The organism is Ottowia thiooxydans, from assembly GCF_040548795.1.
Classification (GTDB): Bacteria; Pseudomonadota; Gammaproteobacteria; order Burkholderiales; family Burkholderiaceae_C; genus Ottowia; species Ottowia thiooxydans_A.
Window position 1 is genome coordinate 424,706 of the sequence record NZ_JBEPSH010000002.1, and the last position, 24,210, is coordinate 448,915.

The window sequence follows — 24,210 nt, forward strand, 5'->3', positions numbered from 1 at the left end:
TAACGGAGCCTTTCGAGCTTTCGGGGTTCATGCGAATCAAGAGTGCATGATCATCACGATTTCTCATCGTGCGGCAGATTCCACTTCTTCCATCGAAGCGTGGCGCACATCGGCACCCTTGACGATGTAGATGATGAACTCCGCAATGTTCTTCGCGTGGTCACCAATCCGCTCAATGGCCTTGGCCAGGAACAACAAGTCCAGGCTCGCGGAAATGGTGCGCGGATCTTCCATCATGTAAGTGATGAGCTTGCGCACAAATCCGTCGAACTCCCTGTCCAGATAGTCATCCTCCTTGAGGATGGACACCGCACCAGCCACGTCCAGACGTGCAAAAGAATCCAGCGCTTTGCGCAGTTGCGAGGCGGCCATGTCGGCAGCTACGCGAAGCTCACCTGCGGGAAGCGAGCGAGCAGCCCCTGCATCAATGATGGACTTGACCATGCGAGCAATTTTGCTGGCTTCGTCGCCAACGCGCTCCAGGTTGGCAGTGGTTTTGGAAATCGCCAGCAACAACCGAAGATCCACGGCCGTTGGCTGACGCCTGGCAATGATGCTGGAGAGTTCCCGGTCAATCTCCAATTCCATGGAGTTGACGCGTATCTCGGTTTCCAGGACCTGGTCTGCGACCTCTGTGCTGAATTCCGACAAGGCGTAAATCGCTTGACGAATCTGAGATTCGACCAAGCCGCCAAGCTCCAGCACTCGCGTGGACACGCGGTTGAGGTCGCTATCGAATTGACTGGAAAGATGCTTTTCGTGCATGAATACTTCTCCTTGGAATGGTCACGTTTGCGTTGGTGCAATCGCCGCCAGGCGATTAACCGAAACGGCCCGTGATGTAGTCCTCGGTCTCCTTGCGCTTGGGCTTGAAGAACATCTGCTCGGTCTCACCGAACTCGATCATGTCGCCCAGGTACATGTAGGCTGTGTAATCGCTCACACGAGCAGCTTGCTGCATGTTGTGCGTCACGATGGCGACGGTGTACTCGTCTTTCAACTCGGCAATGAGTTCTTCAACCTTGCCAGTGGAAATCGGATCCAGCGCAGAGCAGGGTTCGTCCAGCAACAAGACTTCAGGCTTGATGGCAACTCCGCGTGCAATGCACAGACGCTGTTGCTGGCCTCCGGAGAGGCTGCTGCCGTTCTGGCCCAGCTTTTCCTTGACTTCATTCCAGAGAGCGGCCTTGCGCAGCGCCCACTCCACGCGGTCGTCCATATCGCCTTTGTTCAGGTTCTCGAACAGACGAACGCCGAAAGCAATGTTGTCGTAGATCGACATGGGGAACGGCGTGGGCTTCTGGAACACCATGCCGACCTTGGCGCGGACCAAGGCCACATCGACTTTCTTGTCCAGCAGATCGTTGCCATCGAGCAGGATCTGCCCTTCAGCACGTTGCTCTGGGTACAGCTCAAACATGCGATTGAAAATACGCAGCAGCGTGGACTTTCCGCAGCCAGAAGGGCCAATGAACGCGGTAACTTTTTTCTCAGGAATATCGAGATTGATGTTCTTCAGCGCGTGGAATTTCCCGTAATAGAAATTCAGATTTCGTACCGATATTTTCGGTTTAGACGCGGATGCCGAGGCACTGGTGCCTCCAGCGACGACAGGAGCTTCAAGGACGGCAGACATTCTAGGAACCTCTCGTTTTCAATTCTTGGTTCTGGACAGCAAACGCGCCAGGATATTCAGGCCAAGCACAGCCATGGTGATGATGAACACACCAGTCCAGGCCAGGTTTTGCCAGTTTTCATATGGGCTCATGGCGAACTGATAGATCACTACCGGCAAGCTGGCCATGGGGGAGGAAAGATCGGCGGACCAGAACTGGTTCGACAAAGCGGTAAACAGAAGCGGTGCGGTCTCACCGGCAATACGTGCGACTGCCAGCAAGATTCCGGTGATCACACCAGCTCGTGCGGCTCTCAAGGTAATGGCCAGGATGACCTTCCACTTGGGCGTGCCAAGCGCATAGGCTGCCTCACGCAAGCCTGGCGGAATCAGTCGCAGCATATTCTCTGTCGTGCGGATCACCACCGGAATCACGATCAAAGCCAAAGCCAGGGAGCCGGCCCAGCCAGAGAAGCCGCCGAACGGCCTGACTGCCGCTTCAAAGACGAACAGGCCGATCACGATCGAAGGCGCCGACAGCAGAATGTCGTTGACAAAACGCGTCACGCTGCCGAGCCAGCCACTGCGGTTGTACTCCACCAGATAGATACCAGCGAGGATACCAATGGGCGTGCCTACCAGCGTCGCCACGCCCACCATCATCAAAGAGCCGTAGATGGCGTTGATCAAACCACCTTCCGCATTGGGCGGAGGGGTTGCCTGGGAGAAGGTAGACCAGCTGATTCCGGACAGGCCCAGCCTCAAGGTTTCCCACAGAATCCAGGTCAGCCAGAACAGGCCGAAAGCCATGGCTGCCAGAGACAGCGTAAGTGCGATCTTGTTGACAACCTTGCGCCTGTTGTAGATCGACAGGCGGCTTGCAGACATCAAAGCGGTACTCATGTTCTGGTTCCTTCACCCTTGGCCAGCTTGGACAACAAGACTTTGGACAATGCCAGCACCACGAAGGTGATGAAGAACAGAACCAGACCCAGGTACAGCAGAGAAGCCTGGTGCAATCCTGGCGCCGCTTCAGCGAACTCGTTGGCCAATGCCGAAGTAATGGAGTTGGCTGCCTCAAACACGCTGATGGAATTCAACTGGTTCATGTTACCAATCACGAAGGTCACCGCCATGGTCTCTCCCAGCGCTCGGCCAAGCCCCAGCATGATGCCGCCGATAACGCCAGCTTTGGTGTAGGGCAGCACCACTTTGTAGACCACTTCCCAGGTTGTAGCGCCCAGCCCGTAAGCCGACTCTTTCAGCAAGGCCGGAGTGACCTCGAAAACGTCTCGCATCACCGAAGCGATGTAAGGAATGATCATGATGGCCAGAATAATGCCTGCCGACAAGATGCCAATGCCTACTGGCGGGCCTGCAAACAAGGATCCAAGGATAGGCCAGTCGCCAAACCAGCGTTGCAAAGGTTGCTGCACATAGGTCGAAAGAATGGGGGCGAACACCAACAGGCCCCACATACCGTAGACGATGGAAGGAATCGCGGCCAGCAATTCAACAGCGGTTCCCAACGGGCGCTTAAGCCAAGCTGGCGCCAACTCAGTCAGAAACAGCGCAATACCGAAACTCACCGGAACTGCGATCGCCAGCGCGATCAGCGAAGTCACCAGCGTGCCGTAGATCATGACCAGGCCGCCGAACTCCTGTTTCACGGGATCCCACTTCGCACTGGTCAGGAAACCAAGACCGAAGTGCGAAATGGCAGGCCAGGCGCCCACGACGAGCGACGCCAGAATGGCGATCAGCACGACCAAAGTCAGCAGAGCCGCGCCTTTGGTAATGAGGGCAAACACCACATCGGTGCCTGCGCCAGAACGAGCCTTGCGCTCGGGGGGCGGATTGTTCATGGTGACCCGGGGCCGTTGGTCAGGTCTGGCAAAGCCATCGGCGCCGACTGGAAGAGTGGAAGACACGACGTTTATACCCAATACTTGAAAAAGAGCCGGAACTGGGTCCGGCTCGTGAATGGATGGGTCTTCTATGGATTACTTGAATGCGACGGCTTTGCCGGAAGCATCCTTGATTTCGCCCCAGGCACGCTGGCGAATCAGGTCCTTCACGCTGGCAGGCATAGGCACGTAGTCCAGATCGTTGGCAGTCTTGTCAGCCTGGGTGTAGGCCCAGTCGAAGAACTTGAGCACTTCGGTCGCTTGCGCAGGCTTGTCCTGAACCTTGTGCATCATGATGTAAGTAGCCGTGGTGATAGGCCACGAAGCATCGCCTGGCTTGTTGTTCAGGATCTGGTTGAACGACTTGGCCCAATCAGCACCTGCGGCGGCAGCCTTGAAAGCTGAGTCGTCAGGGCTGACAAACTTGCCGGCGGCATTTTTCATGTGCAGGTAAGTCATCTTGTTCTGCTTGACGTAGGCGTACTCCACGTAGCCGATGGAGTTAGGCAGGCGGCCCACGAAGGCAGCGACGCCTTCGTTACCTTTACCACCAGCACCTGTGGGCCAGTTCACTGCCGTGCCTTCGCCGACCTTGCTCTTCCACTCAGCGTTGACCTGGCTCAGGTAGTTGGTAAAAGCGAAGGTAGTGCCGGAACCATCCGCACGGCGCACAGGCGCGATGGCGGCATCAGGCAACTTCACGCCGGGGTTCAGCGCGACGATGGCGGGATCATTCCACTTGGTAATTTTACCCAGATAAATATCTCCCAGCACTTGGCCGTCAATCTTCATCTCGCCCGGCTTGATGCCAACGATGTTCACTACAGGAATCACGCCACCGACCACGGTAGGGAACTGCACCAAGCCTTTTTTGTTCAGCTCTTCGTCCGACAGGGGGGCATCGGAAGCGCCAAAATCAACCGTCTTGGCTTCAATCTGGCGCATACCGGCGCTGGAGCCCACCGATTGGTAGTTCACGCGAACGTTCGTTGCTTTGTTGTAATCGGCAGCCCATTTGGAATACAGGGGGGCGGGGAAGCTCGCGCCGGCACCGGTGACGCCCTGAGCGAATGCGGTAGCGGACAGGCCGAACATGGCCAGGCCAGCCAAGCTGCTAAGAACGAAAGTGCGAGAGTTGGTCATGAAATCGAACCTTTGTGGTTGGGGAATGCAACGGACTGTACGACCGTTGTGTGACATAACCGTGACATACACAATTTCAAAAAGATGGGCGAACGCCGTTGTACTAGTCCAGGGATACCATGACGTTTGCAGCGCTGTCATATGACGATTAGTGCCTGTAAATGCGTGCGGCGCGACTCTCTGTCACGACAAACAAAAAGATATGAAACATCCAGCGAGTACTATGCTGGGCGCCCAACTCTCCTCGGATCATGCAAACTGGTACTCGTCTCGCCGCCGTCGATCTCGGCTCAAACAGCTTTCGCCTCGAAATCGCCCGCCTGGAGCTGGGTCAGATCCAGCCTATGGAGTATCACAAGGAAACGGTACGCCAGGGCAATGGCCTGGACGCTGATCGAAGGCTCTCTCAAGAGGCCATGCAGCGCGGCTGGAATTGTCTGGCCCGTTTCGGCGAAAGGCTGGCTGGATTTGCTCCAGGGCAGGTTCGCGCTGTAGCCACCCAGACCTTGCGGGAAGCCCGCAATCGGGAAGAGTTTCTTGTCGTGGCGCAACAAATTCTCGGCTTCCCCATCGACGTGATCTCCGGCCGCGAGGAAGCCCGCTTGATTTATCAAGGCGTGGCGCATTCGCTGCCTCAATCCGCCGAAAAAAGACTGGTCATCGACATCGGTGGCCGTTCCACCGAGATGATCCTCGGCCAGGGCTACACCGCCGAGACCATGGAGTCCTATCGCATTGGCAGTGTCGCCTGGTCCATGCGTTACTTCGCGGACGGAGCCCTTTCGGCGCGCTCGTTCGAGATTGCAGAGATCGCCGCTAAGGCGGTGCTGGATGACGCACTCACCGCGTATTCACGCGAACACTGGGAAGCCGCCTACGGATCGTCCGGGACCATAGGTGCGGTGGCCGATGTGCTTCAAACAGCCGGACGCAGTTCAGCAGAGGGTGTCATTACCCTTGAAGGACTGGATTGGCTGCGAGACAGGCTCATCAAGGCCGGCCGCGTGGAGGCTCTTCGCATTGAGGGCATCAAGGAAGAGCGAAAACCGGTCATTGCCGGGGGTCTGGCTGTCCTGCGAGCCATATTCGAGCTGCTCAAGATCGACTCCCTGCAGCATGCGCATGGCGCCTTGCGGCACGGTGCCCTGTACGATCTCCTGGACAGAGAAGACAAGCAGACAGACGTGCGCTCTTCCTCTATTGAGCGGTTGGCAGCCAAATTCAGTGCCGATCAGGCACAGGCCTCGCGCGTGGGCCGTTCAGCGGTCCACCTGCTGGAGCAGTTGCTGCCGCGTTCGAAGAAGGCTGAGCGCCTGACTTGCGAGCGCAACCTTGAATGGGCAGCCCGGCTGCACGAGATAGGTTCACGCATCTCTCATACCGACTACCACAAGCACAGTGCCTACATTCTGGACAATGCCGATGCTCCAGGATTTTCAATGCACGAGATGCATAACCTGAGCCAATTGGTCCTCGGCCACCGCGGAAAACTGCGCAAGCTCGAAGAACGTTTTGGCGACGAACTGTTCATGCGCCAGTTGATGGCCCTGCGCTTGGCCGTCATCTTCTGCCATGCGCGCCAGGACCCTGACATCCAGGACATAGTCATCGTGGCAGACCCGGGGCCAGCCCTTGGTTTCACCCTCACGTTCCGGGCAGGCTGGGCAGAAGCCTGGCCGCAATCAGCCCATCTGCTTCGTGAGGAAGTCCTGGCGTGGCAGAAAACGCAGTGGGGCTTGAGATTGGTGCAAGCCCCTCATTCGACCTAGGCAAGCCTATGGATGGGCGGCAAGGGGCCGCTCTGCTGGGCTTAACCGAGCAGCCGTGGGTCGCGATGGTAAGCGACAGGTCCTTCTGCGTGGAGCTGGACAGGCATATCTGCTCCGGGACCTACAAACTCCCCTAGGGTCATTGCCACTGTGACGCGTGGTCGGGTTTCGCCCAGCGGAAAGAAAAGCGTGGTCTCCATTGACCACCTGAGAAAAGTCTTTGTGACCTCTCCTGGCGTTTGACTTGAATACTGATCGTTCTCTTGAAACTCTCGCGCGGTCGTGCAGACTTCTTGCAAACTATACCCGACGCCGGCGTTACAACGAGAACTCAGACGGATTTGGAGCCCTTGATCCAAACTTTCAACGGCATAGACCTGCGTGCCTGGGTCGTGTTCACCCTGCATTAATGCGATCTTGTAGTCATTGACACCCGTCAAAAGAACTATTTTCTCTGTTTTTTCAGAGCAAAACCTGGCTATCAATTTGATGTGATTACCGCTATAGCCCAGTTTCTCCAACTGACTTACCAGATTTTTGGCTGACGTATATACCCCATTTTCTTTGCCACCATCGAAAACCGTGACTGCAGTTCGCGTTAGATCTGCACTAAACTTCGCCTTGTCTGTCTTGAGGGCTTCCTTGGCAATTTCTTCAAACAAGGTTTCGATTCGATCGATATTTATCTCTGGCTCTATATCTTCAAAGAAAATCTCATCTTTATCCACTTGAAACCGCTCAATCATACCGCCTATATCAATATTCAGCGTGCAAACCCTTGTGCCATCGGAATAGCCGTCATCGATAAAGAAGTTCTTTTTGTAACTTTCACCAGTAAGCGACTGCAGCGTTTTAAACGCTGTGTACTTTTGCGTACCGGTTGAATCCGGAGAACACAAGTCAAATAGGCACCGTTTGGCTTCTGCGTGATTGGTACCACTAAACCAGTCAACGATTTTATCGAAAACTCGGTTAAAAACATTCCCGACGTGGTCTCGATCCAGGCCACGCTCCACAGCGGCCTTGCTGTCTGCCAAATCCTGGCAAGAAATGCTAATTGGCTTGAAGCTATTCGAGTTTACGCTGTTATTCATGGTGACTTCAGGACTTAATGCTGGCCGCGGTGACGGTTCTGTATAGTCAAACCTGACGCTCAGAAGCGGGACTGTGAGGTAATGCCTCAACAGGTAAGTAACTGCGGCCCCCTTTGAGTTCCAATGCCAAGGAACGACTGACCGTGCTCGACTCAAGATGCTCCCGGCCATCTTCCGACATGCGCGGCAGAATCTTGGCGCCCAGGTATCGAAAGCACCAGAGGCTCTCTGGCGCAGGGTTTCATGCTCATATTACGGGTTGACGAATGGGCGGCAAGTGAGCCGCTCCGAACCGCTCAACCAAACATGCGTGGATCGATACCAAAAGCCGGAGGTAAGCCTCCCTGGGTGGGGGCAGGCATAGCTGCTCCCGGGCCTACATACTCACTCATGGTCATAGCGACTGTGACGCTAGGGCGCGTTTCGCCAACAGGAAAGAAAAGCGTAGTCTCAGTTGAACCCTTGATAAAAGTTTTCATGTCTTTTCGATGCGTCTGACTTGCAATCTGGTCGGCTTCTTTGGCAGTTTGAGCCATGTCGGACAAGTCCTCCACGGATCTGACGGCTCCGGCGTTAAAACTGGCACTTAGTCGAATTTGGAGGCCATCGCTCGATCTTTCCACGGTATAAACCTGAGTCGCTGCGGTGCCCTGGCCTTGTGTCACCCCAACTTTGTAATCACTGACACCCTCTGAGCAAACGATTCCCTCTGTCGTTTGAACGCAAAACTTGGATATCAATTCAATTTGATCGGAGTCATAGCCCTGCTTCTCCAACTCTGCGCTCAGTTCTGCACCCGATCTAAAAACGCCCACTTCATCACCATTGGCCACAATGGTGACGCCAGTTCGCGCCAGATCTGCTCCAAATTGATGGGTTTGCTGTGGGCTGATGGTGGCACTGGCAACTTCCTCAAATATTCTTTGAAGATGCTCTACCTCAATCGTCGGGTTCAGGTCTTTGAAACAAAGCTCATTTTTGTCCACCTGGAATCGTTCAACCAATCCATTTCCCAAGTCAATGTTTAGCGAACACATCAAGGTTCCATCCAAATAACCCTCTTCGACAGCGAAATTTCCTTTGTAGCTTTCGCCGGTGAGTAGCTCCAGCTTACTGAATGCTTGGTACTTTTGTGCAACGGACGTATCAGGAGAATACAAATCAAATAAGCAACGTTTCGCTTCTGCGTGATTAGTGCCACTAAACCAGTCAACAATGCTATCGAAGATCCGGCTGACAACACTACCGATATGCTCTCGATCCGAACCGCGCTCGACAGCGGTCTTACTGACCGATAAATCGCGGCCACCAATACTAATTGGTTTAAAACTTTGCGAATTAATAGGGTTATTCATATCGAGACTCCAGGAAAGAATGGTGGACTCTGAGACGGTTACGACAGGCAAGTCCTAGTCAACTGAGGCAGGACGAAGAACGTGATACCTCAGCAGGTATGTAACCGAGTCGCGCCGAAAGTTCCAAAGTCGATGGTCTACGGAAAGCCAGGCAAGCACTTCGCCATGGAGGCGACGAGGCCCTGGGTCACGATGGCAGTTGGGAAATCAAAATAAGCGGGTGATTGTCGCCAAAAAAGGCGACATACAGGTCCGCCTTGCTTGCGTAACCTCGCCTTAAGCAATTTTTACGACTCGTTTCGAAGTGCAAGGGATTTCCCCAAACCTCTGAGGCGAGCACCAGGCGCCTTATCCATGCAACTCATGCGCTCACGTCCGAGAGTTCCCATGAGCAGAACCAGGCTGCATCCGATCGTTCGGCTCGACTATGTCGTTCGGATCACCTGCTTCCCGCTGCTGATCGCCGTGTTCTATTCGGTGTTCCATGCCGAAGGCCGCGCGAACGCAACCACGGTAGGGGTATTGCTGGCCTGGGGTTTGCTGTGGCCGCAACTGGCTTACCTGCATGCGTACTTCAGCAAGGACTCCAAGCGCGCGGAGCACCGCAATCTCTTCATCGATTCGATGATGGTGGGGGCCTGGACGGCAGCGATGTACTTCAGCCTCTGGCCCAGCATCATGTTCATTACCGCAGTCAACCTGGGCAATCTGGGGGTTGGCGGGTTCCGCGCCGCACGCAGGGGTTGGGTCGGGTTGGCGCTGGGCCTTCTGATCTGCGGCGGGTTCACTCAGTACCGGGTCGAATTCGAAACGCCGCGGTTGACCGTCTTCGCCAGCATTCTGGGCATCTTCCTTACCAGTTCGGTGTTTGCCTTTCACTCCTACCTCCAGAGCAAGCGCTTCGTGCGCAGCCGCAAACTGCTGGAGGAGCAGAACGTCACGCTGGAAGAGCAGAACCGCAAGATCGAGGAAAAAAGCGCGCAGCTGGAGCAGGCCAAAGAGGCCGCCGATACGGCCAACCGCTCCAAGAGCTTGTTTCTGGCCAACATGAGCCACGAGTTGCGTACCCCGCTCAACGCGATCATCGGTTATAGCGAACTGCTGGTCGAAGAAGCGGAAGACACAGGCGACGAAGCGATGATCCCGGATCTGCAAAAGATCCACCGTGCGGGCAAGCACCTGCTGGGGCTGATCAACGACGTGCTGGACTTGTCCAAGATCGAGGCCGGCAAGATGGAGGTGCATCTCGAGGACGTTGAACTCGCGCCGATCGTGCATGAAGTCATCGGTACCGTACAGACACTGGCCGAGCAGCGCGGCAACCGCTTGCTGCTGGAAGCTGAAGCGCCGGGCCGCATGCATACCGACGTTACGAAACTGCGGCAGGTGCTGTTCAATTTGCTGGGCAACGCTGCCAAGTTCACCGAGAACGGCCAGATCTACCTGCGCGTAAGGCGCGAAGAGCGGGCAACGGGCGATTGGCTGGTGTTCGAGGTTGAAGACACGGGCATCGGCATGACACTCGAACAGCAGGTCGGCTTGTTCCAGCCGTTCTCGCAGGCCGATGCATCTACCACCCGCAAGTACGGCGGCACGGGCCTGGGCCTGGCGCTGTGCCGGCACTTTGCCCACATGCTCGGCGGGGAGATCGGCATGCGCAGCGCGCACGGTGAGGGCACCACCTTCACCGTGCGCCTTCCCGCCAATGGCACCATGGCCCCCGCGACGCCCGAAGCGGACGCCACCGCGCCGGCGGACGCCCCGCTGGCTTTCGTCATCGACGACGATCCGGCAGGGCGTGATCTGATTGTCCGCATGCTGGTCCGGCATGGCTTGCGCGTTGCGTCTGCCAGCAATGGCGCGGAAGGCATCGAGCGCGTTCGCGAGCTGCGCCCGGCCCTGGTGCTGCTGGACGTGCTGATGCCAGGCAAGGATGGCTGGAATGTATTGGCCCAGTTGAAGGCAGACCCCGAGCTGGAGCAGATTCCGGTGGTGATGGTATCGGTGACCGAACAAAAACCCCGGGGCTTTTCCCTCGGCGCCGCCGACTATCTGGTCAAGCCTGTGCGCAGCGAAAGCCTGATTCAAGTGATACGCCGGCATCTGGGCACGGTACCCGCCCGGCCTATTCTGGTGATCGACGATGACCCGACCACCCGCAGCATGTTACGCAGACAGCTTGAGCGCCGAGGCTGGCGGGTGATCGAGGCCGCCGACGGCATCGAAGGCCTGACGCAGGTGGACGATGCCAACCCGGCCCTGGTGCTGCTGGATCTGATGATGCCACGGATGGACGGGTTCGGCTTTCTCGATGCGCTACGCGAGCGCAGCCTGGCAGACGCATTGCCGGTGATTGTGTTGACCGCCAAGGAGCTGACCCGTGCCGAGCAGCAGCAGTTGTCCCTGCGCGCCGCCAGCATCTTTGCCAAGGGCGGATACAAAGGGAGTCAACTGGAAGATGAGGTGCGGCGGGTGCTGGCCACGGCCGAAGAAGCGGCGATGGTGGAGTCGGCATGAAGATCCTGCTGGTCGAGGACAACGAAATGAACCGCGACATGCTTACCCGGCGGCTGACCCGGCGCGGCTACGCGGTGGTGGCGGCCGTGGACGGTGTGGCAGCCGTGGAAGCGGCGCTTCAGGAACAACCGGACGTGGTGTTGATGGACATGGGCTTACCGGTGCTGGATGGCTGGGAGGCCACGCGCCGGATCAAGGCCGACCCGCGCACCGCGTCGATCCCGGTCATTGCCCTGACCGCGCACGCCATGGCCGACGACCGTGAACGTGCGCTGGCCGCTGGGTGCGATGACTTCGACACCAAGCCCGTGGACTTCGAGCGCCTGCGCGCGAAGATCGCCGTGCTAATCCCTGATGGAGGCACCGTGCCATGACACGCCCTGGCGGCTGTGACGCCCTGTTCCGCGCCACAGCCATGTCCGATCTGCCCGCGCTGGAGGCCCTGATCGAGCGTGCCTGCACGCGCGTGGGCGCCAGTGCCGAGGTGCTGTCCGAGCTGCGCCTGGCGGTGGAAGAGGTGTTTACCAACATTCTCCGGCACGGTTACCGCAGTTCGACCGGCCCCATCACGGTGACCGTGACCACCACCCCCTTGGCGATTGCCGTCACCCTGGCCGATGCGGCACCGGATTTCGATCCGGCCAGCCTGGCCGTTCCCGATACGTCCTCCGACTGGCAGGGGCGCCAGGTGGGCGGACTGGGCTGGCACCTGGTTCACCAGGTAATGGATGAGGTACGCCGAGCGCCCGGCAGCCACGGCGGGAATGTCTATACCTTGGTCAAGAAGATCCGCGCCCGGCCGACACCGGGCGCTTTGATTTCCTGAAGGAGCTACGAAATGCAAATCGAAATTCAAGCCCGCGAACATGCGGCCGTTGCGACCATCACGGGCAGCGTGGACGGGCTGACCGCTGAAACCCTGCAGGAAACGCTGCAAGGCTATGTCGAGGCGGGCCATATCCAGCTAGTCGCTGATTTGCACCAGGTGGAGTACACGAGCAGCGCTGGCCTGCGCGCCCTGCTGGCCACGGTCAAGCAAGCGCGCCAGCGCGGCGGCGACCTGCGCCTGGCCAACATCAATCCGGTGGTCCTCAAGGTGCTGGAACTGAGCGGCTTCACCACCATCATGAAATGTTACGACGACGTGGACGGCGCCCTGGGTAGTTTTCTTGCTTGACCACCCTCCGTTCGGGCTGAGCTTGTCGAAGCCGGGCGCAAGGCTTCGACAAGCTCAGCCCGAACGGGAGTTTTTGCGACCAAGGAAACCATACTGCGCTTAATCAGGAGACACAAGATGCGATCAGGCACGATATCAAGCGCGAGTTCAGGCCCGCGCCGCAAGCGGGTGGCTTTGGTGATCGGCTCCGGCAGCGTGCAGTGCGCCGCCGCGCTGGGCATGTGGAAGGTGTTGCAGCGAGAAGGCATCGGCATCGACCTGCTGGTCGGTTGCAGCGGCGGTAGCCTGTATGCCTCGGTAATGGCGCTAGGCAATGACGTCGGCACCTGCGAACGGCTGACCCGCGAGTTGTGGACACCCGCGCTCACGACTCAGCGCGACCTGCCCTCGTTGCTGGCAGCAGTCATGCCGCGCCTCTTCAAATTCGACGGCTCCTTCGGTATGGTGAGCGACAGGCCACTGATGAAGGCACTGGACCGGCTGTACGGCGACCGCCGCTTCGAGGACGCGGCCATCCCGCTGCGCATCGTCGCCACCGATCTGCACAGCGGGCGGATGGCCACTCTGTCCCAGGGGCGTGTACGCGACGCGGTGCGCGCCAGCATTGCCATCCCCTACATCTGGAAGCCATGGCAAATCGACGGGCGCTGGCTGCTGGACGGTTGCGTGTCCGACCCGTTGCCTGTGGACGTGGCCATCCGCGAAAGCGCGGACGTGATCCTGGCCATGGGCTTTGAAAGCCCTTATCCGAAGACGATCCGTTCAGCCACCCGCTACGCTTTCCAGGTCAACAGCGTCTATACCAACAACCTTCTACGCGCCAACTACGCTTTCCACAACCTCGCCCATCACGCCGAGATCATCCCCGTGTTGCCCAACTTCGATCGGCCCATACGCTTATTCGATACCCACGAGATTCCCTACGTCATCGAGGAAGGCGCGCGCGCCACCGAGGCCCAGCTCGGCCACCTGATCCGGGCATTGGAGAGCGTCGATGCTTGAAGCAGCGGCAGCCAAATCCGGCGCTCGCCCTTTACAGCGGCGCCCGAGGCTGGCCGTAGTGATTGGCTCCGGCGGCCTGAAATGTGCTGCCGGGGTGGGCATGTGGAAGGTTTTGCAGCGCGAGGGCATCCGTCCCGACCTGGTAGTAGGCTGCAGCGGCGGCAGTCTCTACACCGCCGGGATGGCCCTGGGCATGGATGCACGGGAAGCCGAGCAACGCAGCAGCCGCATGTGGAACGGCTTGTTCGAGCGCGTGCACTATGTGTCGGTGCTGCGCAGCCTGCTGCCCAGGCGGTTCGGCTTCAGCGAGCGCGTCGGCCTGGTCAACGACCGAGCTGTGAGCGAGGTGCTGAAGGAGCTCTTCGGCGATGCCAGTTTTGCCGACACCAAGGTCCCGCTGCTGATCGCCGCGACCGACCTGCATACCGGCGAGCGCGTGCGCCTGGCCTCGGGCCGCCTGTTTGACGCCGTGCGCGCCAGCATCGCCATGCCGCTGCTGTTGCGGCCCTGGCCGCTCGATGGACGGCTGCTGATCGACGGCGGCGTGTCCGATCCGCTGCCCATCAGCCTGGCGATCCGCGAAGGTGCCGACATCATCCTCGCGATGGGCTTTGAAACCCCTCCTCCCGAACGCATGGATTCACTGCGGGGCATGTTCCGGCACTCGATCGCCACCACCGTCAACCACCTGCTGCGCTCGACCTACGCCTTCTACAGCGCCGTGCACCATGCTGAGATCGTGCCGATCATGCCCGTGTTCGAGAAGCCGGTCGGCGTGAGCGACACTCACATGATTCCGTACATCATCGAGCAAGGTGAGCGCGCCACCTTGGAGGCATTGCCCTACCTGCGCCAGCTGAAGCTGGCCGATGCATCGGTAGAGGGCACATGACCAGCTTGGAGCAAAGCCCTGGACGTGTCCTGGTGGTCGATGACAACGAGGCCAACCGCGACCTGCTGGTGCGGCGGCTGCAAAGGCAAGGCCATGCCACCGAAACCGCCGCTGACGGGCAGCAGGCGCTGGACATGATGCGCGCCAGCGCCTTCGACCTGGTGTTGCTGGACATCATGATGCCGGTGTTGAATGGCTACGAGGTGTTGAAGCAAATACGCGCCGACGCTGGCCTGCGCCATGTGCCGGTGGTCTTGATCTCGGCGCTGGGCGATGGCGAGAGCATCGTCAAGGGCATTGAACTGGGTGCGGACGACTACCTGCCCAAACCCTTCAATCCGCATATTTTGCGTGCCCGCGTAGATGCCAGCCTGGCCAAGAAGCGCTTGCACGACCGCGAACAGATGCACGCGCGCAGCCTGGAGCGTGAGTTGGAGATCGCCCGCAAAATTCAGGCTGGCTTCTTGCCTGAGGCTCTGCCGGAAGCGCCAGGCTGGGAACTGGCCGCCTGGTTCCAGCCCGCCCGGCAGGTCAGCGGCGATTTCTACGATGCCTTTCCCGTCCTCGGCGACACGCGCACCGCGCTGGTGGTGGCCGATGTCTGCGGCAAGGGCGTGGGCGCGGCGCTTTTCATGGCGCTGTTTCGCAGCCTGTTCCGGGTATTGGCCGAACGCCTGCTCACCCCTGCCGGCGACGGCGCGGCGCAGGTGTGCGAACTGGTCTCAGGCGTTAACGACTACATCGCCCGCACGCACGACCGCGCCAACATGTTCGCCACCGTGTTCGTCGCCATCCTCGACCCTGCAACCGGCGGACTGGTCTACGTGAATGGCGGGCACGAAGCACCGATTTTGGCCGGCCTCCACGGCGTGCGCGAGCGCCTGACGCCAACCGGCCCAGCGGTCGGCATGATGCAGGGACTACCTTTTTTACCCGGGCACGCGGTGATCGCCCCAGGTGAAAGTCTGATCGCCTTCACAGACGGCGTGACCGATGCCATCTGCACCGACGGCACACGCTTCAGCGAAGCCCGCCTGCTGGATCTGCTCGCGCAGCCCGCTCAAAGCGCGGATCGCACCGTGGCCAGTATCCGCGCTGAGCTGCAGGTCTCCACGCACCACGAGCCCTTCGACGACGTCACTCTGCTGGTGGCGCAGCGGCAACGGGCTTAAGAACCTGTTCAAAGCCTCCTCGCGGTCCCATTGCGCCCGTATGCACGGCGCCCGGGAAGCCGCGTCTGCGGCGTTGTCTACGCTGGCGTTGAAAATACTCGCGATACCACGAGGTATCCCTGTGTTTTTCGTCGCATGGTCGCACCCCTTGCAGCCACAGCTTTTCGAACACAACGGCCCTCGCGCAGAGACCATGAACAGCCTCTAAGAACATGTTGGGTATCTTTTCGGGGTCGTGAAAAGATCATGAACACGTTCCAAGGCTATTACTCCCCTCACACCGGGAAGGACAGCGGGGGTAAGGGCATGCGGCGCCACCTTAGAACGTCGTCAGCCCCACCGGATGGCCGGCCCTTTCTCCCGCATACCGGAGAAGGAGCCAAAGCCGTTCAGGTCTGGGTCAAGTACATTTCTTTCAGCTGCGCACGCTCTCGGCTTCCCACACCCAACACGTCAGCCAGGTAGGCCTCAACGCCCCCATAGTCTTTTTCCACCGCCTGCATGGCGGCATCCAGGAATGCCTCCTGTACCCGCCACAGCACATTCAGCACCTCTTGAGGCGTCTTGCTGGTACTTAGCGCCGGCATGCGATAAAGATCATTGGTGAGCAAGTAGTCTTGCATGACTACGTCACGCGGCACGCCCAACGCCAACAGGATCAGAGCGGCTGCAAAGCCGGTACGGTCTTTTCCGGCGGTGCAATGAAACACCAGTGGCGCATCGCTTTGCAGCAGATGCTCGAACAGGCTGGCAAAGCGGTCGGCGTTGTCATGCACAAAGGCCCTGTAGGTGTGCTGCATGAGTTCTACCGTTTCGGCAGGGGTGACTTCGTGCCCGGCATCTATCAAGTCCTTCATGCGCTGGACCACCGTGGGCTCAATGGGAAGCGAATGCTGCGCCATGCCGGACCAGTTGTAGGGAACGGCGGCACGTTCGCCCACTCCGCGGAAATCGAAGGCCCGGACCACTCCCAGCGCGGCAAGAGATTGTTCGTCTTGTCGGGTCAGTGAAGCAAGATGGTCAGAGCGAAAAAGGCGCCGCCACTTGACAGCCATTCCATCGGTTGCCGCATAGCCACCAAGATCACGGAAATTACTTGCACCAGAGAGTTTTAACGAACGATCGGGGTGGTGGAGCATGGCGGTAGTAGATAAATTGATTCAAATTTGTATTCTCGCCGACAGGCCATGACAGATCCATGGCCTGTCGGCACGCGCCCTTCGAAACCGCAGTTTTGAGGCCAATGGCACTTCGCGACCTCATTCCGCCGAACGTCGCCGCTATTTGGTGTCGCATAATTCTCGCGATACCCTTAGGCTTGCCTGCAGTTCACACAAGGCAAACTATATGCCGACAAAACGCAACCTGGCTTCAGGCGCTTGTCCTACAGGGTAGAAGCATCCACACTGCCGACAATTCATGCTTAATAAACGGAGTGCGCCTTATGGCGGCTGACATGCGGGGAGCAAAAGAGGAGCCGGTTGAGCCGGAAGTTGCAAAGCAGAACCTTCAAGACCAGCGCGTGGATGCGTCGGGTTGGCGGGAAACACATTGGCAAGACACTTCAGATTCTGAGCAAAGGTTGACAAGCCAGGAATTGCAGTACGGGCCCACCTCGCGCACGCCCATCATGAATTCTCTGGTCAGCATGGCGGTGATCACTGCTGCGCTTTATTTTGGCCGTGATCTTCTGGTGCCACTGGCCTTTGCCATTCTCATCAGCTTCGTTTTGGATCCGCTGGTCACCTGGCTGAAGCGCGTGGGTGTACCGCGGGCGGCTGCCGTGACATTGGTGGTGGCCGCCACCCTGGGGTTGATTGCCGCGACGGGGTTTTTCGCCGCCACGCAGTTGCGCCAGATTGGCAACAACCTGCCGACTTACGAAACCAACATCACCAAGAAACTCAGGGATTTTGGCCGCGATTTGCGCAAGCCCGGCATCCTGGATCAGTACTCGCGCGTATTCGGGAAAGTAGAAAAGGAAATCGGTGCGGTGCAGGCTGCACCTGGTCCCCGGGTGGCTCCCCCTACACAAGTGGAGCTGGTCACGGTGGGCAAGCCGATGGCCAGACTGATGGGCTGGGTGGAAACCTTTGTGCCCACGATCGCATCTGCGGGCATTGTGATCGTCTTCGTTTTCTTGATATTACTTGATCGAGGGGACTTGCGAGACCGATTGCTGAGGCTCATGGGAGGCAATCTGCATCGGGCGACCGATGCTCTTTCAGAAATCGGCGAACGCGTTAGCAAGTATCTGACCATGCAGCTTGTCGTCAACGCGACGTACGGGGTGCCTATGACCATTGGCCTGCTTGTCATTGGCGTGCCTGGTGCGCTGGTTTGGGGGTTGCTGGCGGCCCTTTTACGCTTTGTACCTTATGCAGGCCCGCTGATCTCTGCGGTGTTTCCCCTGACGCTGGCGTTTGCAATAGACCCTGGCTGGAACATGGTGCTATGGACACTGGCACTGATTCTGGTTCTGGAGCTCATCAGCAACAACATCATCGAGCCATGGCTCTACGGTTCCAGCACAGGGCTATCGACACTCTCGCTGATCCTCGCCGCACTGTTCTGGACCGCGCTGTGGGGGCCCATGGGCCTGATTCTCTCTACGCCCATCACGGTCACGCTGCTTGTGGCGGGCCGCTATCTACCAGCTCTGAATTTTCTGGAGGTGCTTCTAGGCAGTTCTCGAGCCCTGGATGAGCCCACCCGGCTTCACCAGCGCTTGCTGGCCGGCGATACCGAAGATGCGGTGGAACTGGCCCTGGAGCATGCCGAAAAGACTTCTCCTGAAGATTTCTACACGCAGGTGGGTCTGGGGACGCTGCAACTGGCCACCAACGCCCATGGCACCGTTGCAACGGCCGAACATCGGCATCGCGTGGTGTCGGGCATGGAGCAGGTACTCGAAGAGTTGCGCGAGCAATATCCGCCAGAGCCAGGCCTGCCGGTGAAGGTGGCTTGCATAGGCGGGCGGTGGGCAGTGGACGCTCTGGCTGCTGAAATGGCAGCGCATGTGCTGACCCTCAAAGGCTATGGAAGCCGGGTGGTTCAGGTCGGCAACGTTTCGGCAGAGCACTTTGCCCAACTTGACCTGGACGGTATCGACGTGGTGTGCCTTTGCTACTTCTCTCCCTCCCCCACCACACACGCGCGGTTCTTCGTACGGCGGCTCAAGCGCCGGTGGCCCCACACGCAAATCATTCTGGCGGCATGGAACCACCTGCCTGATCCCAAAGAACCCAGCCCCGTCAAGCAGATCGGCGCTGACGCGCTGGTGACTTCCCTGGATGAATTGATGTTGCAAGCCGGAACCCTGCTGGATCACGCTGATCCCTATGTGCCAGCGCCCCTGCCCGAAAACGAAAAAGAGCGCTTGCGAGCGCTGCAGTCAAGCGGGTTGCTGCAAGAGGGTATGCGATCTCGCCTTGACACCTATGCACGTCACGCCGCAGACGCCTTCGACTGCACCATCGCCCAGGTTTCACTGGTTGACGACCAATGGCAGCTGGTGCACGGCTATGCTGGCTCTGATGGCCCGCTCACAGGACTCGCTCCGGAGCAGGCGGCCCCGCGAGATCAAGCCCTGTGTTCGCATGTGGTCGCGCTGGGTCAAACCCTGGTGGTGCCAGACGTGCAGCGCGATGCTCGCTTTGCTGGCAACCAATTGCTGCGTGAGCGTGGTATTCGCTTCTACGCGGGAGCACCGCTGCGTGATTCGGACGGCATGATTCTCGGGACCTTGTGTTTGCTCGACACCCAGCCCCGATCGCTCACATCCCGCGACATCCTGCTGCTTGAATCCATGGCAGCAGAACTGATGGCGCTCGTCAAACGAAGCCAGGCCGCAGTGGAGCAACCACCCCCAGACATGGATCTTGCCCCCGGAGCAGCCTGATTCAACCGTTCAGGCAAGCGGCTCTGTATCGACTTCCCTGGCGCTCTGCTCGCTGTAGCGGTTTCCAGAGACCGTGCGCTGGTTGATCAAATTGTTCAAGCGATCCAGGACCTCTTTGGACAGCACAATGTCCGCAGCCGCCATGTTCTCTACCAAGTGCGCTTCATTGGCAGTACCTGGAATAGGAAGAATGTCCTGGCCCTGGTGCAAAAGCCAGGCCAGCGCCAATTGGGCGGGGGTGCATCCGACCTCCTGGGCGATTTTTCTGTAGGGCGCCAGCAAGGCCTGATTCTTGGGATAGTTTTCAGCCGAGAATCGCGGCATGGCCCGGCGGATGTCCTTCTCGGGGAGTGCGGCGACATCAGGCACAGCGTCGCACAGGAATCCGCGCGCCACAGGACTGAATGCGACAAAGCTCACGCCCAGTTCGCGGCAGGCAGCCAATACCGCGATCTCCGGGTTGCGAGTCCAGAGAGAATATTCAGTCTGCACGGCGGTGATGGGGTGCTCTTTGTGAGCTTTGCGCAAGGTGGTGGCTGACACCTCCGACAAGCCTATGGTGCGTATCTTGCCCTCGCGCACCAAATCGCCCAACGCCCCTACGCTTTCCTCAATCGGAACGCTCTTGTCCCAGCGATGCAGGTAGTAGAGATCAATGACATCGGTCTTCAGGCGCTTGAGCGAACCTTCACAAGTCGCGCGCAGCGTCTCGGGACGGCCATCGATTACGCGACCCTGTTTGACGCGATGGCCGTCCTCTTCGACGGTCATTCCGCATTTGCTGGCCAAGGTGAACTTCTGACGATAGGGGCCCAGCACCTGGCCTACCAATGTCTCGCTGACACCAAAGCCATAGAGTGCCGCCGTGTCGAAATGGGTGACCCCCACATCGAGTGCAGTGCGCAAAAATCGCTCTGCCTGCTCTTTGGAAACAGGGTTTCCATAGGCATGGCAGATATTCATGCAGCCCAGGCCGATGGCGTTGACAGCAAAGGGACCCAGTTGGCGTTGATGCATTGCTCTTGTGCTCCTAATTCAGTTGGGGGGGATTCACCGCTTGAAAGACCCCCGTTTGGGGTTCTCTATTGACGTTTCCGAAACTCACGACAAACAATCTACCACCGTTCGCGCTGAGCCTGTCGAAGCGTTGCGCGAGGCTTCGACAGGCTCAGCCCGAACGGTTTTAGGTAGTTCAAACGCCAATTTCTATTTGACCAAAACCATAGAACCTCAGCGCGAACGGGTATCTGTCTTGATTTATGAAATCATCAATAGATTAAACACAAGTGGTTCAGACCATGGCTGGCAGGGGCATTGCAGCGGCGCAAGGCCGCCGCAGGAGGTACGTGAACCCAGGCCGTCGAAGAAGTCCTATTTCAGCTGCTGCTCCAGATTGTGCAGAACTTCATAGCAGGGCATCACTTGAGCAATGCTGGAATTGGGCTCGCGGCCTTCGCGGATGGCGGCAAAGAACTCCCGGTCTTGCAGTTCGATGCCATTCATGCTCACGTCCACCTTGCTGACATCGACGGTTTCTTCACCGCCTTTGCTGCTGGACTTCACAAGATCGTCGTAGCGGGCAATGTAGGTGGCTGTATCGCCAATGTAGCGGAAGAACGTACCCAGGGGGCCGTCGTTGTTGAAGCTGAGCGAGAGCGTGCAAATGGCGCCATTGGCAGCCTTGAGCTGGATGCTCATGTCCATGGCAATGCCCAGATCCGGATGGACAGGGCCTTGCACCGCGTTTGCTTTCACGATGGGGGAACCCGCTTGATAGGCAAATAAGTCCACCGTGTGCGCGGCATGGTGCCAGAGCAGGTGGTCTGTCCAGCTGCGTGGCTGACCCAGCGCGTTCATGTTGGTCCGCCGGAAGAAATAAGTCTGAACATCCATCTGCTGTATGTTGAACTCACCTGCCTTGATCTTCTTGTTCACATACTGGTGGCTGGGGTTGAAGCGGCGCGTATGGCCGCACATGGCCACCAGGCCTGATTTCTTCTGCGCATCGAGTACGCGCATGCCGTCTTCAAGGCTGTCACAAAGAGGAATCTCTACCTGCACGTGTTTACCGGCTTGCAGGCATTGCAGGGTCTGATCCGCATGCATCTGGGTAGGCGTGCAGAGAATCACGGCATCCACTTCAGGCAGTGCAAGACTTTCAGCCAGGTCGGTGGCAACGTGCTTGATGCCGTACTTGTCAGCCACTTCCTCGGTTTGGTCCCTGCGGCGCCCGACCAAGGAGACGACTTCAACGCCGTCGATATTCTTGATGCCATCCAGGTGTTTGATACCAAAAGCCCCCGCACCTGCCAGAGCCACCTTGATCGTCTTGCTCATTTATTGATTCTCCAGAATGAGGTGCCCGACCGCCGTGTTGGAGGCCGGGACGTGGAAAAAGCGGTGCGCCACTTTGGGTGCGGGCCCGCCGTTGACATCAGCCATGGCACCACGGGCAATGAACCACATGACCAGTTCAATGCCTTCGCTGCCCGCTTCACGCACATAGTCGATGTGCGGCATGGTGGAGAGATCGGCCGGATCAGCAATGAGCCGATCCAGGAAACGGTTATCCCATTCGGCATTGATCAAGCCTGCGCGTGGCCCCTGCAGTTGATGGCTCATGCCACCCGTACCCCAGATCTGCACGTTCAGCGGCGTGTCAAAGCTCTCGATGGCGCGTCGAATCGCCTGGCCGAGTGCAAAGCAGCGTGCACCTGAAGGCACGGGATACTGCACGACGTTGACATGCAGAGGAATCACTTTGCATGGCCACTCGGCGGGCGAGCCAAACAAGAGGTTCAGTGGTACGGTAAGGCCGTGGTCCACCTTCAGCCTGTTGACGATGGTGAGATCAAAATCCTGCTGAATAACCGACTGTGCAATGTGAGAGGCCAGTTCAGGATAGCCCTTGACCACCGGCACCGGACGCGGACCATAACCTTCGTCAGCAGGTTCAAACTCTTGCGCTGTGCCAATGGCAAACGTGGGGATCACGCCAAGGTCGAAGTTGGTGGCGTGGTCGTTGTAGACCAGGAAAATGACATCCGGCAGGTTGTCTTTCATCCATTGCTTGCTGAACTCATAACCCTTGAAGAGCGGCTGCCAATAGGGTTCCTCCGTCTTGCCATGGTCAATGGCAGCGCCAATGGCAGGGACGTGCGAGGTGTACACCGATGCCGTAATGCGGGCCTGCCCAGTCTTTTGACCTTTGGCTGCGTCTTGAGCTTCGACTGCCGCCGCCAATTGCTGTTGGGCTTGCTCTTCCCAGGCTTTCCACGCGTCCGAGTGGGACGCGGGTCCCTGTGCGTCACCGCCCTCACCCACCACGCGGTTGCCCTCGACAGAGCGGCCACCGCCGATCATCATGTCGCGGTACTTTTGCTCGGTCATGCCCGTCATGCTTCCAGCCATCTGCTGAAAGCTCAGCCCGTCTGTAGCGCCCAGCTTGGCAAGGAAGTAAATATTGCCACCGGTGCGCATGGCCCAGTTGAGATCACGCGCGCGCACCGCCGCGCGCTGCTCGTCGGTCATAGGCCATTCGGCAAGATATGCATCTTCATCGGCCTTGAAACGGGCACGGTTGTCCGCTTCCATCAGCGACATGCAAAACTGATTGAGCCAATAGCCTTTGCGGCTCTGGTCTGCATCGAAAATGGTCGTCCCTGGTACATCCAGGTAAGGCTTGTCAAGCGACATGCATGCTCTCCGTTCAGGCTTTACCGGCCGATTCTTCCGGCCAATACAGCCGCATGGGGTTGTCTACCAACAGCTTCCTTTGCAACTCGGCAGTGGGCGCAATATGCGGGATGAAATCAACCAGCAGGCCATCGTCAGGCATATGGCCTTTCAGGTTGGGGTGCGGCCAATCGGTGCCCCACAACACACGGTCCGGGAAGGTTTCAACAATTTTCCGCGCGAAAGGCACCACATCGCGATAAGCGTTTTGCTCACCATTCAATGCCTGTGGACCGCTCACGGAAAGGCGTTCCGGGCAGCTGACCTTGCTCCACACATTGGGGTGCTCGCGCATGAACTTCACGAACAGCTCAAATTCAGGGCCATCAAGGGGCTGGGTCACATCGGGCCGGCCCATGTGGTCCACCACCACGGTGGTGGGCAAGGCTGTGAAAAAGTCCCAGAGCTCAGGCAGATCCACGGCTTCAAAGTAGATGACGACGTGCCAGCCCAGCTTGTGGATGCGGCTGGCAATTTCCATCAACTCATCTCGTGGAGTGAAATCCACCAGGCGCTTGACGAAGTTGAAGCGCACGCCTCGTACGCCGGCCGCATGAAGGTTTTGAAGCTCTTCATCGGTCACGCCTCGTTTGACCGTGGCCACCCCACGTGCACGTCCGCCAGCCGCTTGCAAGGCATCTACCATGGCGCGGTTGTCAGCGCCGTGGCAGGTTGCCTGCACGACGACATTGCGCGCAAAGCCCAGGTGATCTCGCAACGCAAACAACTGTTCGCGGCTGGCATCGCAAGGCGTGTACTTGCGCTCGGGGGCGTAGGGGAAGGTTCCGCCTGGCCCAAAGACGTGGCAGTGTGCATCTACGCTGCCCGGCGGTACCTGAAATGCAGGCTTGGAAGGCCCTTCATACCAGTCGAGCCAGCCGGGTGTTTTTTCGAAGGGGCCTGAGGTGGGTTTACTCATATCGCCGTATTG

21 protein-coding genes and 1 pseudogene are annotated in these 24,210 nt (G+C 58.5%); 9 read left to right on the forward strand and 13 right to left on the reverse strand.

Going from position 1 to position 24,210, the window contains the following annotated elements; genetic code table 11:
• Window positions 1–63: 63 nt before the first annotated feature.
• The 5 genes from phoU to pstS all read right to left on the reverse strand — a co-directional run bounded on the left by phoU (window position 64) and on the right by pstS (window position 4,665).
• Entirely contained in the window at window positions 64–765 is a 702-nt protein-coding gene (gene phoU / locus ABIE13_RS05575; protein WP_354441876.1) for a phosphate signaling complex protein PhoU, read from the reverse strand.
• Between the two features lie 55 nt (window positions 766–820).
• Window positions 821–1,636 (reverse strand): phosphate ABC transporter ATP-binding protein PstB, encoded by an 816-nt coding sequence (pstB, locus tag ABIE13_RS05580; RefSeq protein WP_354441877.1) that lies wholly within the window; start codon window positions 1,634–1,636, stop codon window positions 821–823.
• Window positions 1,637–1,654: 18 nt separating this feature from the next.
• A complete protein-coding gene (gene pstA / locus ABIE13_RS05585) occupies window positions 1,655–2,518 on the reverse strand; it encodes a phosphate ABC transporter permease PstA (RefSeq protein ID WP_354441879.1) in 864 nt (287 codons plus the stop codon).
• Window positions 2,515–3,546, reverse strand: a complete 1,032-nt coding sequence (pstC, locus tag ABIE13_RS05590) for a phosphate ABC transporter permease subunit PstC (RefSeq protein WP_436278374.1) — start codon at window positions 3,544–3,546, stop codon at window positions 2,515–2,517. The genes pstA and pstC overlap by 4 nt, the downstream gene beginning before the upstream one ends.
• A gap of 72 nt (window positions 3,547–3,618) precedes the next feature.
• The gene (pstS, locus tag ABIE13_RS05595) at window positions 3,619–4,665 is read right to left on the reverse strand and encodes a phosphate ABC transporter substrate-binding protein PstS (RefSeq protein ID WP_354441881.1); all 1,047 of its coding nucleotides are present in this window, start codon (window positions 4,663–4,665) and stop codon (window positions 3,619–3,621) included.
• Between the two features lie 251 nt (window positions 4,666–4,916).
• On the opposite strand from pstS, the gene ppx reads away from it, so the two are divergent.
• On the forward strand, window positions 4,917–6,434 hold the full coding sequence (gene ppx / locus ABIE13_RS05600; RefSeq protein ID WP_354441882.1) for an exopolyphosphatase: 1,518 nt from the start codon (window positions 4,917–4,919) through the stop codon (window positions 6,432–6,434).
• 41 nt (window positions 6,435–6,475) lie between these two features.
• On the opposite strand, the gene ABIE13_RS05605 is transcribed toward ppx, so the two are convergent.
• Entirely contained in the window at window positions 6,476–7,528 is a 1,053-nt protein-coding gene (locus ABIE13_RS05605) for a hypothetical protein (protein WP_354441884.1), read from the reverse strand.
• 296 nt (window positions 7,529–7,824) lie between these two features.
• A complete protein-coding gene (locus ABIE13_RS05610; RefSeq protein WP_354441886.1) occupies window positions 7,825–8,883 on the reverse strand; it encodes a hypothetical protein in 1,059 nt (352 codons plus the stop codon).
• Window positions 8,884–9,270: 387 nt separating this feature from the next.
• Between ABIE13_RS05610 and ABIE13_RS05615 the strand changes: the two genes are divergently transcribed.
• The 7 genes from ABIE13_RS05615 (at window position 9,271) to ABIE13_RS05645 (ending at window position 15,643) form a co-directional block, all read left to right on the forward strand.
• Complete coding sequence (locus ABIE13_RS05615) at window positions 9,271–11,400, forward strand: response regulator (RefSeq protein WP_354441887.1); 2,130 nt, start codon at window positions 9,271–9,273, stop codon at window positions 11,398–11,400.
• Window positions 11,397–11,774 (forward strand): response regulator, encoded by a 378-nt coding sequence (locus ABIE13_RS05620; protein WP_354441889.1) that lies wholly within the window; start codon window positions 11,397–11,399, stop codon window positions 11,772–11,774. Before ABIE13_RS05615 ends, ABIE13_RS05620 begins: the two co-directional genes overlap by 4 nt.
• Entirely contained in the window at window positions 11,771–12,226 is a 456-nt protein-coding gene (locus ABIE13_RS05625; RefSeq protein ID WP_354441891.1) for an ATP-binding protein, read from the forward strand. Before ABIE13_RS05620 ends, ABIE13_RS05625 begins: the two co-directional genes overlap by 4 nt.
• Before the next feature lie 12 nt (window positions 12,227–12,238).
• Window positions 12,239–12,577, forward strand: coding sequence for an STAS domain-containing protein (locus ABIE13_RS05630; protein ID WP_354441893.1), 339 nt, complete (start codon window positions 12,239–12,241; stop codon window positions 12,575–12,577).
• Window positions 12,578–12,694: 117 nt separating this feature from the next.
• Entirely contained in the window at window positions 12,695–13,579 is an 885-nt protein-coding gene (locus tag ABIE13_RS05635) for a patatin-like phospholipase family protein (RefSeq protein ID WP_354441895.1), read from the forward strand.
• Entirely contained in the window at window positions 13,572–14,471 is a 900-nt protein-coding gene (locus ABIE13_RS05640; RefSeq protein ID WP_354441897.1) for a patatin-like phospholipase family protein, read from the forward strand. The genes ABIE13_RS05635 and ABIE13_RS05640 overlap by 8 nt, the downstream gene beginning before the upstream one ends.
• Complete coding sequence (locus tag ABIE13_RS05645) at window positions 14,468–15,643, forward strand: PP2C family protein-serine/threonine phosphatase (protein WP_354441899.1); 1,176 nt, start codon at window positions 14,468–14,470, stop codon at window positions 15,641–15,643. The genes ABIE13_RS05640 and ABIE13_RS05645 overlap by 4 nt, the downstream gene beginning before the upstream one ends.
• 389 nt (window positions 15,644–16,032) lie before the next feature.
• Here ABIE13_RS05645 and ABIE13_RS05650 read toward each other — a convergent pair whose 3' ends face one another.
• Window positions 16,033–16,782 carry a tyrosine-protein phosphatase gene (locus ABIE13_RS05650; protein WP_354441901.1) on the reverse strand — a complete coding sequence of 250 codons (750 nt, stop codon included), beginning with the start codon at window positions 16,780–16,782 and terminating at the stop codon, window positions 16,033–16,035.
• A 305-nt stretch (window positions 16,783–17,087) separates the two neighbouring features.
• Between ABIE13_RS05650 and ABIE13_RS05655 the strand changes: the two genes are divergently transcribed.
• The gene (locus ABIE13_RS05655; protein ID WP_354441903.1) at window positions 17,088–19,544 is read left to right on the forward strand and encodes an AI-2E family transporter; all 2,457 of its coding nucleotides are present in this window, start codon (window positions 17,088–17,090) and stop codon (window positions 19,542–19,544) included.
• A 9-nt stretch (window positions 19,545–19,553) separates the two neighbouring features.
• Here the strand turns inward: ABIE13_RS05655 and ABIE13_RS05660 are convergent, their stop codons facing one another.
• The 5 genes and pseudogenes from ABIE13_RS05660 to ABIE13_RS05680 form a co-directional block, all read right to left on the reverse strand.
• A complete protein-coding gene (locus ABIE13_RS05660) occupies window positions 19,554–20,561 on the reverse strand; it encodes an aldo/keto reductase (RefSeq protein ID WP_354441905.1) in 1,008 nt (335 codons plus the stop codon).
• A gap of 354 nt (window positions 20,562–20,915) precedes the next feature.
• Window positions 20,916–21,881 (reverse strand): Gfo/Idh/MocA family oxidoreductase, encoded by a 966-nt coding sequence (locus tag ABIE13_RS05665; protein WP_354441907.1) that lies wholly within the window; start codon window positions 21,879–21,881, stop codon window positions 20,916–20,918.
• Entirely contained in the window at window positions 21,882–22,787 is a 906-nt protein-coding gene (locus ABIE13_RS05670) for a class III extradiol dioxygenase subunit beta (protein ID WP_354442356.1), read from the reverse strand.
• A gap of 84 nt (window positions 22,788–22,871) precedes the next feature.
• Window positions 22,872–23,240 (reverse strand): annotated as a pseudogene (gene ligA / locus ABIE13_RS05675) (protocatechuate 4,5-dioxygenase subunit alpha); the annotation flags it as partial.
• A 13-nt stretch (window positions 23,241–23,253) separates the two neighbouring features.
• Entirely contained in the window at window positions 23,254–24,198 is a 945-nt protein-coding gene (locus tag ABIE13_RS05680) for an amidohydrolase family protein (protein WP_354441908.1), read from the reverse strand.
• Between the last annotated feature and the right edge of the window lie 12 nt (window positions 24,199–24,210).

Bases quoted from the DNA above. Each gene is read 5' to 3' on its own strand.
- phoU (WP_354441876.1), bottom strand. From the start codon at position 765: ATGCACGAAAAGCATCTTTCCAGTCAATTCGATAGCGACCTCAACCGC.
- pstB (WP_354441877.1), bottom strand. From the start codon at position 1,636: ATGTCTGCCGTCCTTGAAGCTCCTGTCGTCGCTGGAGGCACCAGTGCC.
- pstA (WP_354441879.1), bottom strand. From the start codon at position 2,518: ATGAGTACCGCTTTGATGTCTGCAAGCCGCCTGTCGATCTACAACAGG.
- pstS (WP_354441881.1), bottom strand. From the start codon at position 4,665: ATGACCAACTCTCGCACTTTCGTTCTTAGCAGCTTGGCTGGCCTGGCC.
- ppx (WP_354441882.1), top strand. From the start codon at position 4,917: ATGCAAACTGGTACTCGTCTCGCCGCCGTCGATCTCGGCTCAAACAGC.
- ABIE13_RS05605 (WP_354441884.1), bottom strand. From the start codon at position 7,528: ATGAATAACAGCGTAAACTCGAATAGCTTCAAGCCAATTAGCATTTCT.
- ABIE13_RS05610 (WP_354441886.1), bottom strand. From the start codon at position 8,883: ATGAATAACCCTATTAATTCGCAAAGTTTTAAACCAATTAGTATTGGT.
- ABIE13_RS05615 (WP_354441887.1), top strand. From the start codon at position 9,271: ATGAGCAGAACCAGGCTGCATCCGATCGTTCGGCTCGACTATGTCGTT.
- ABIE13_RS05620 (WP_354441889.1), top strand. From the start codon at position 11,397: ATGAAGATCCTGCTGGTCGAGGACAACGAAATGAACCGCGACATGCTT.
- ABIE13_RS05625 (WP_354441891.1), top strand. From the start codon at position 11,771: ATGACACGCCCTGGCGGCTGTGACGCCCTGTTCCGCGCCACAGCCATG.
- ABIE13_RS05630 (WP_354441893.1), top strand. From the start codon at position 12,239: ATGCAAATCGAAATTCAAGCCCGCGAACATGCGGCCGTTGCGACCATC.
- ABIE13_RS05635 (WP_354441895.1), top strand. From the start codon at position 12,695: ATGCGATCAGGCACGATATCAAGCGCGAGTTCAGGCCCGCGCCGCAAG.
- ABIE13_RS05640 (WP_354441897.1), top strand. From the start codon at position 13,572: ATGCTTGAAGCAGCGGCAGCCAAATCCGGCGCTCGCCCTTTACAGCGG.
- ABIE13_RS05645 (WP_354441899.1), top strand. From the start codon at position 14,468: ATGACCAGCTTGGAGCAAAGCCCTGGACGTGTCCTGGTGGTCGATGAC.
- ABIE13_RS05650 (WP_354441901.1), bottom strand. From the start codon at position 16,782: ATGCTCCACCACCCCGATCGTTCGTTAAAACTCTCTGGTGCAAGTAAT.
- ABIE13_RS05655 (WP_354441903.1), top strand. From the start codon at position 17,088: ATGGCGGCTGACATGCGGGGAGCAAAAGAGGAGCCGGTTGAGCCGGAA.
- ABIE13_RS05660 (WP_354441905.1), bottom strand. From the start codon at position 20,561: ATGCATCAACGCCAACTGGGTCCCTTTGCTGTCAACGCCATCGGCCTG.
- ABIE13_RS05665 (WP_354441907.1), bottom strand. From the start codon at position 21,881: ATGAGCAAGACGATCAAGGTGGCTCTGGCAGGTGCGGGGGCTTTTGGT.
- ABIE13_RS05680 (WP_354441908.1), bottom strand. From the start codon at position 24,198: ATGAGTAAACCCACCTCAGGCCCCTTCGAAAAAACACCCGGCTGGCTC.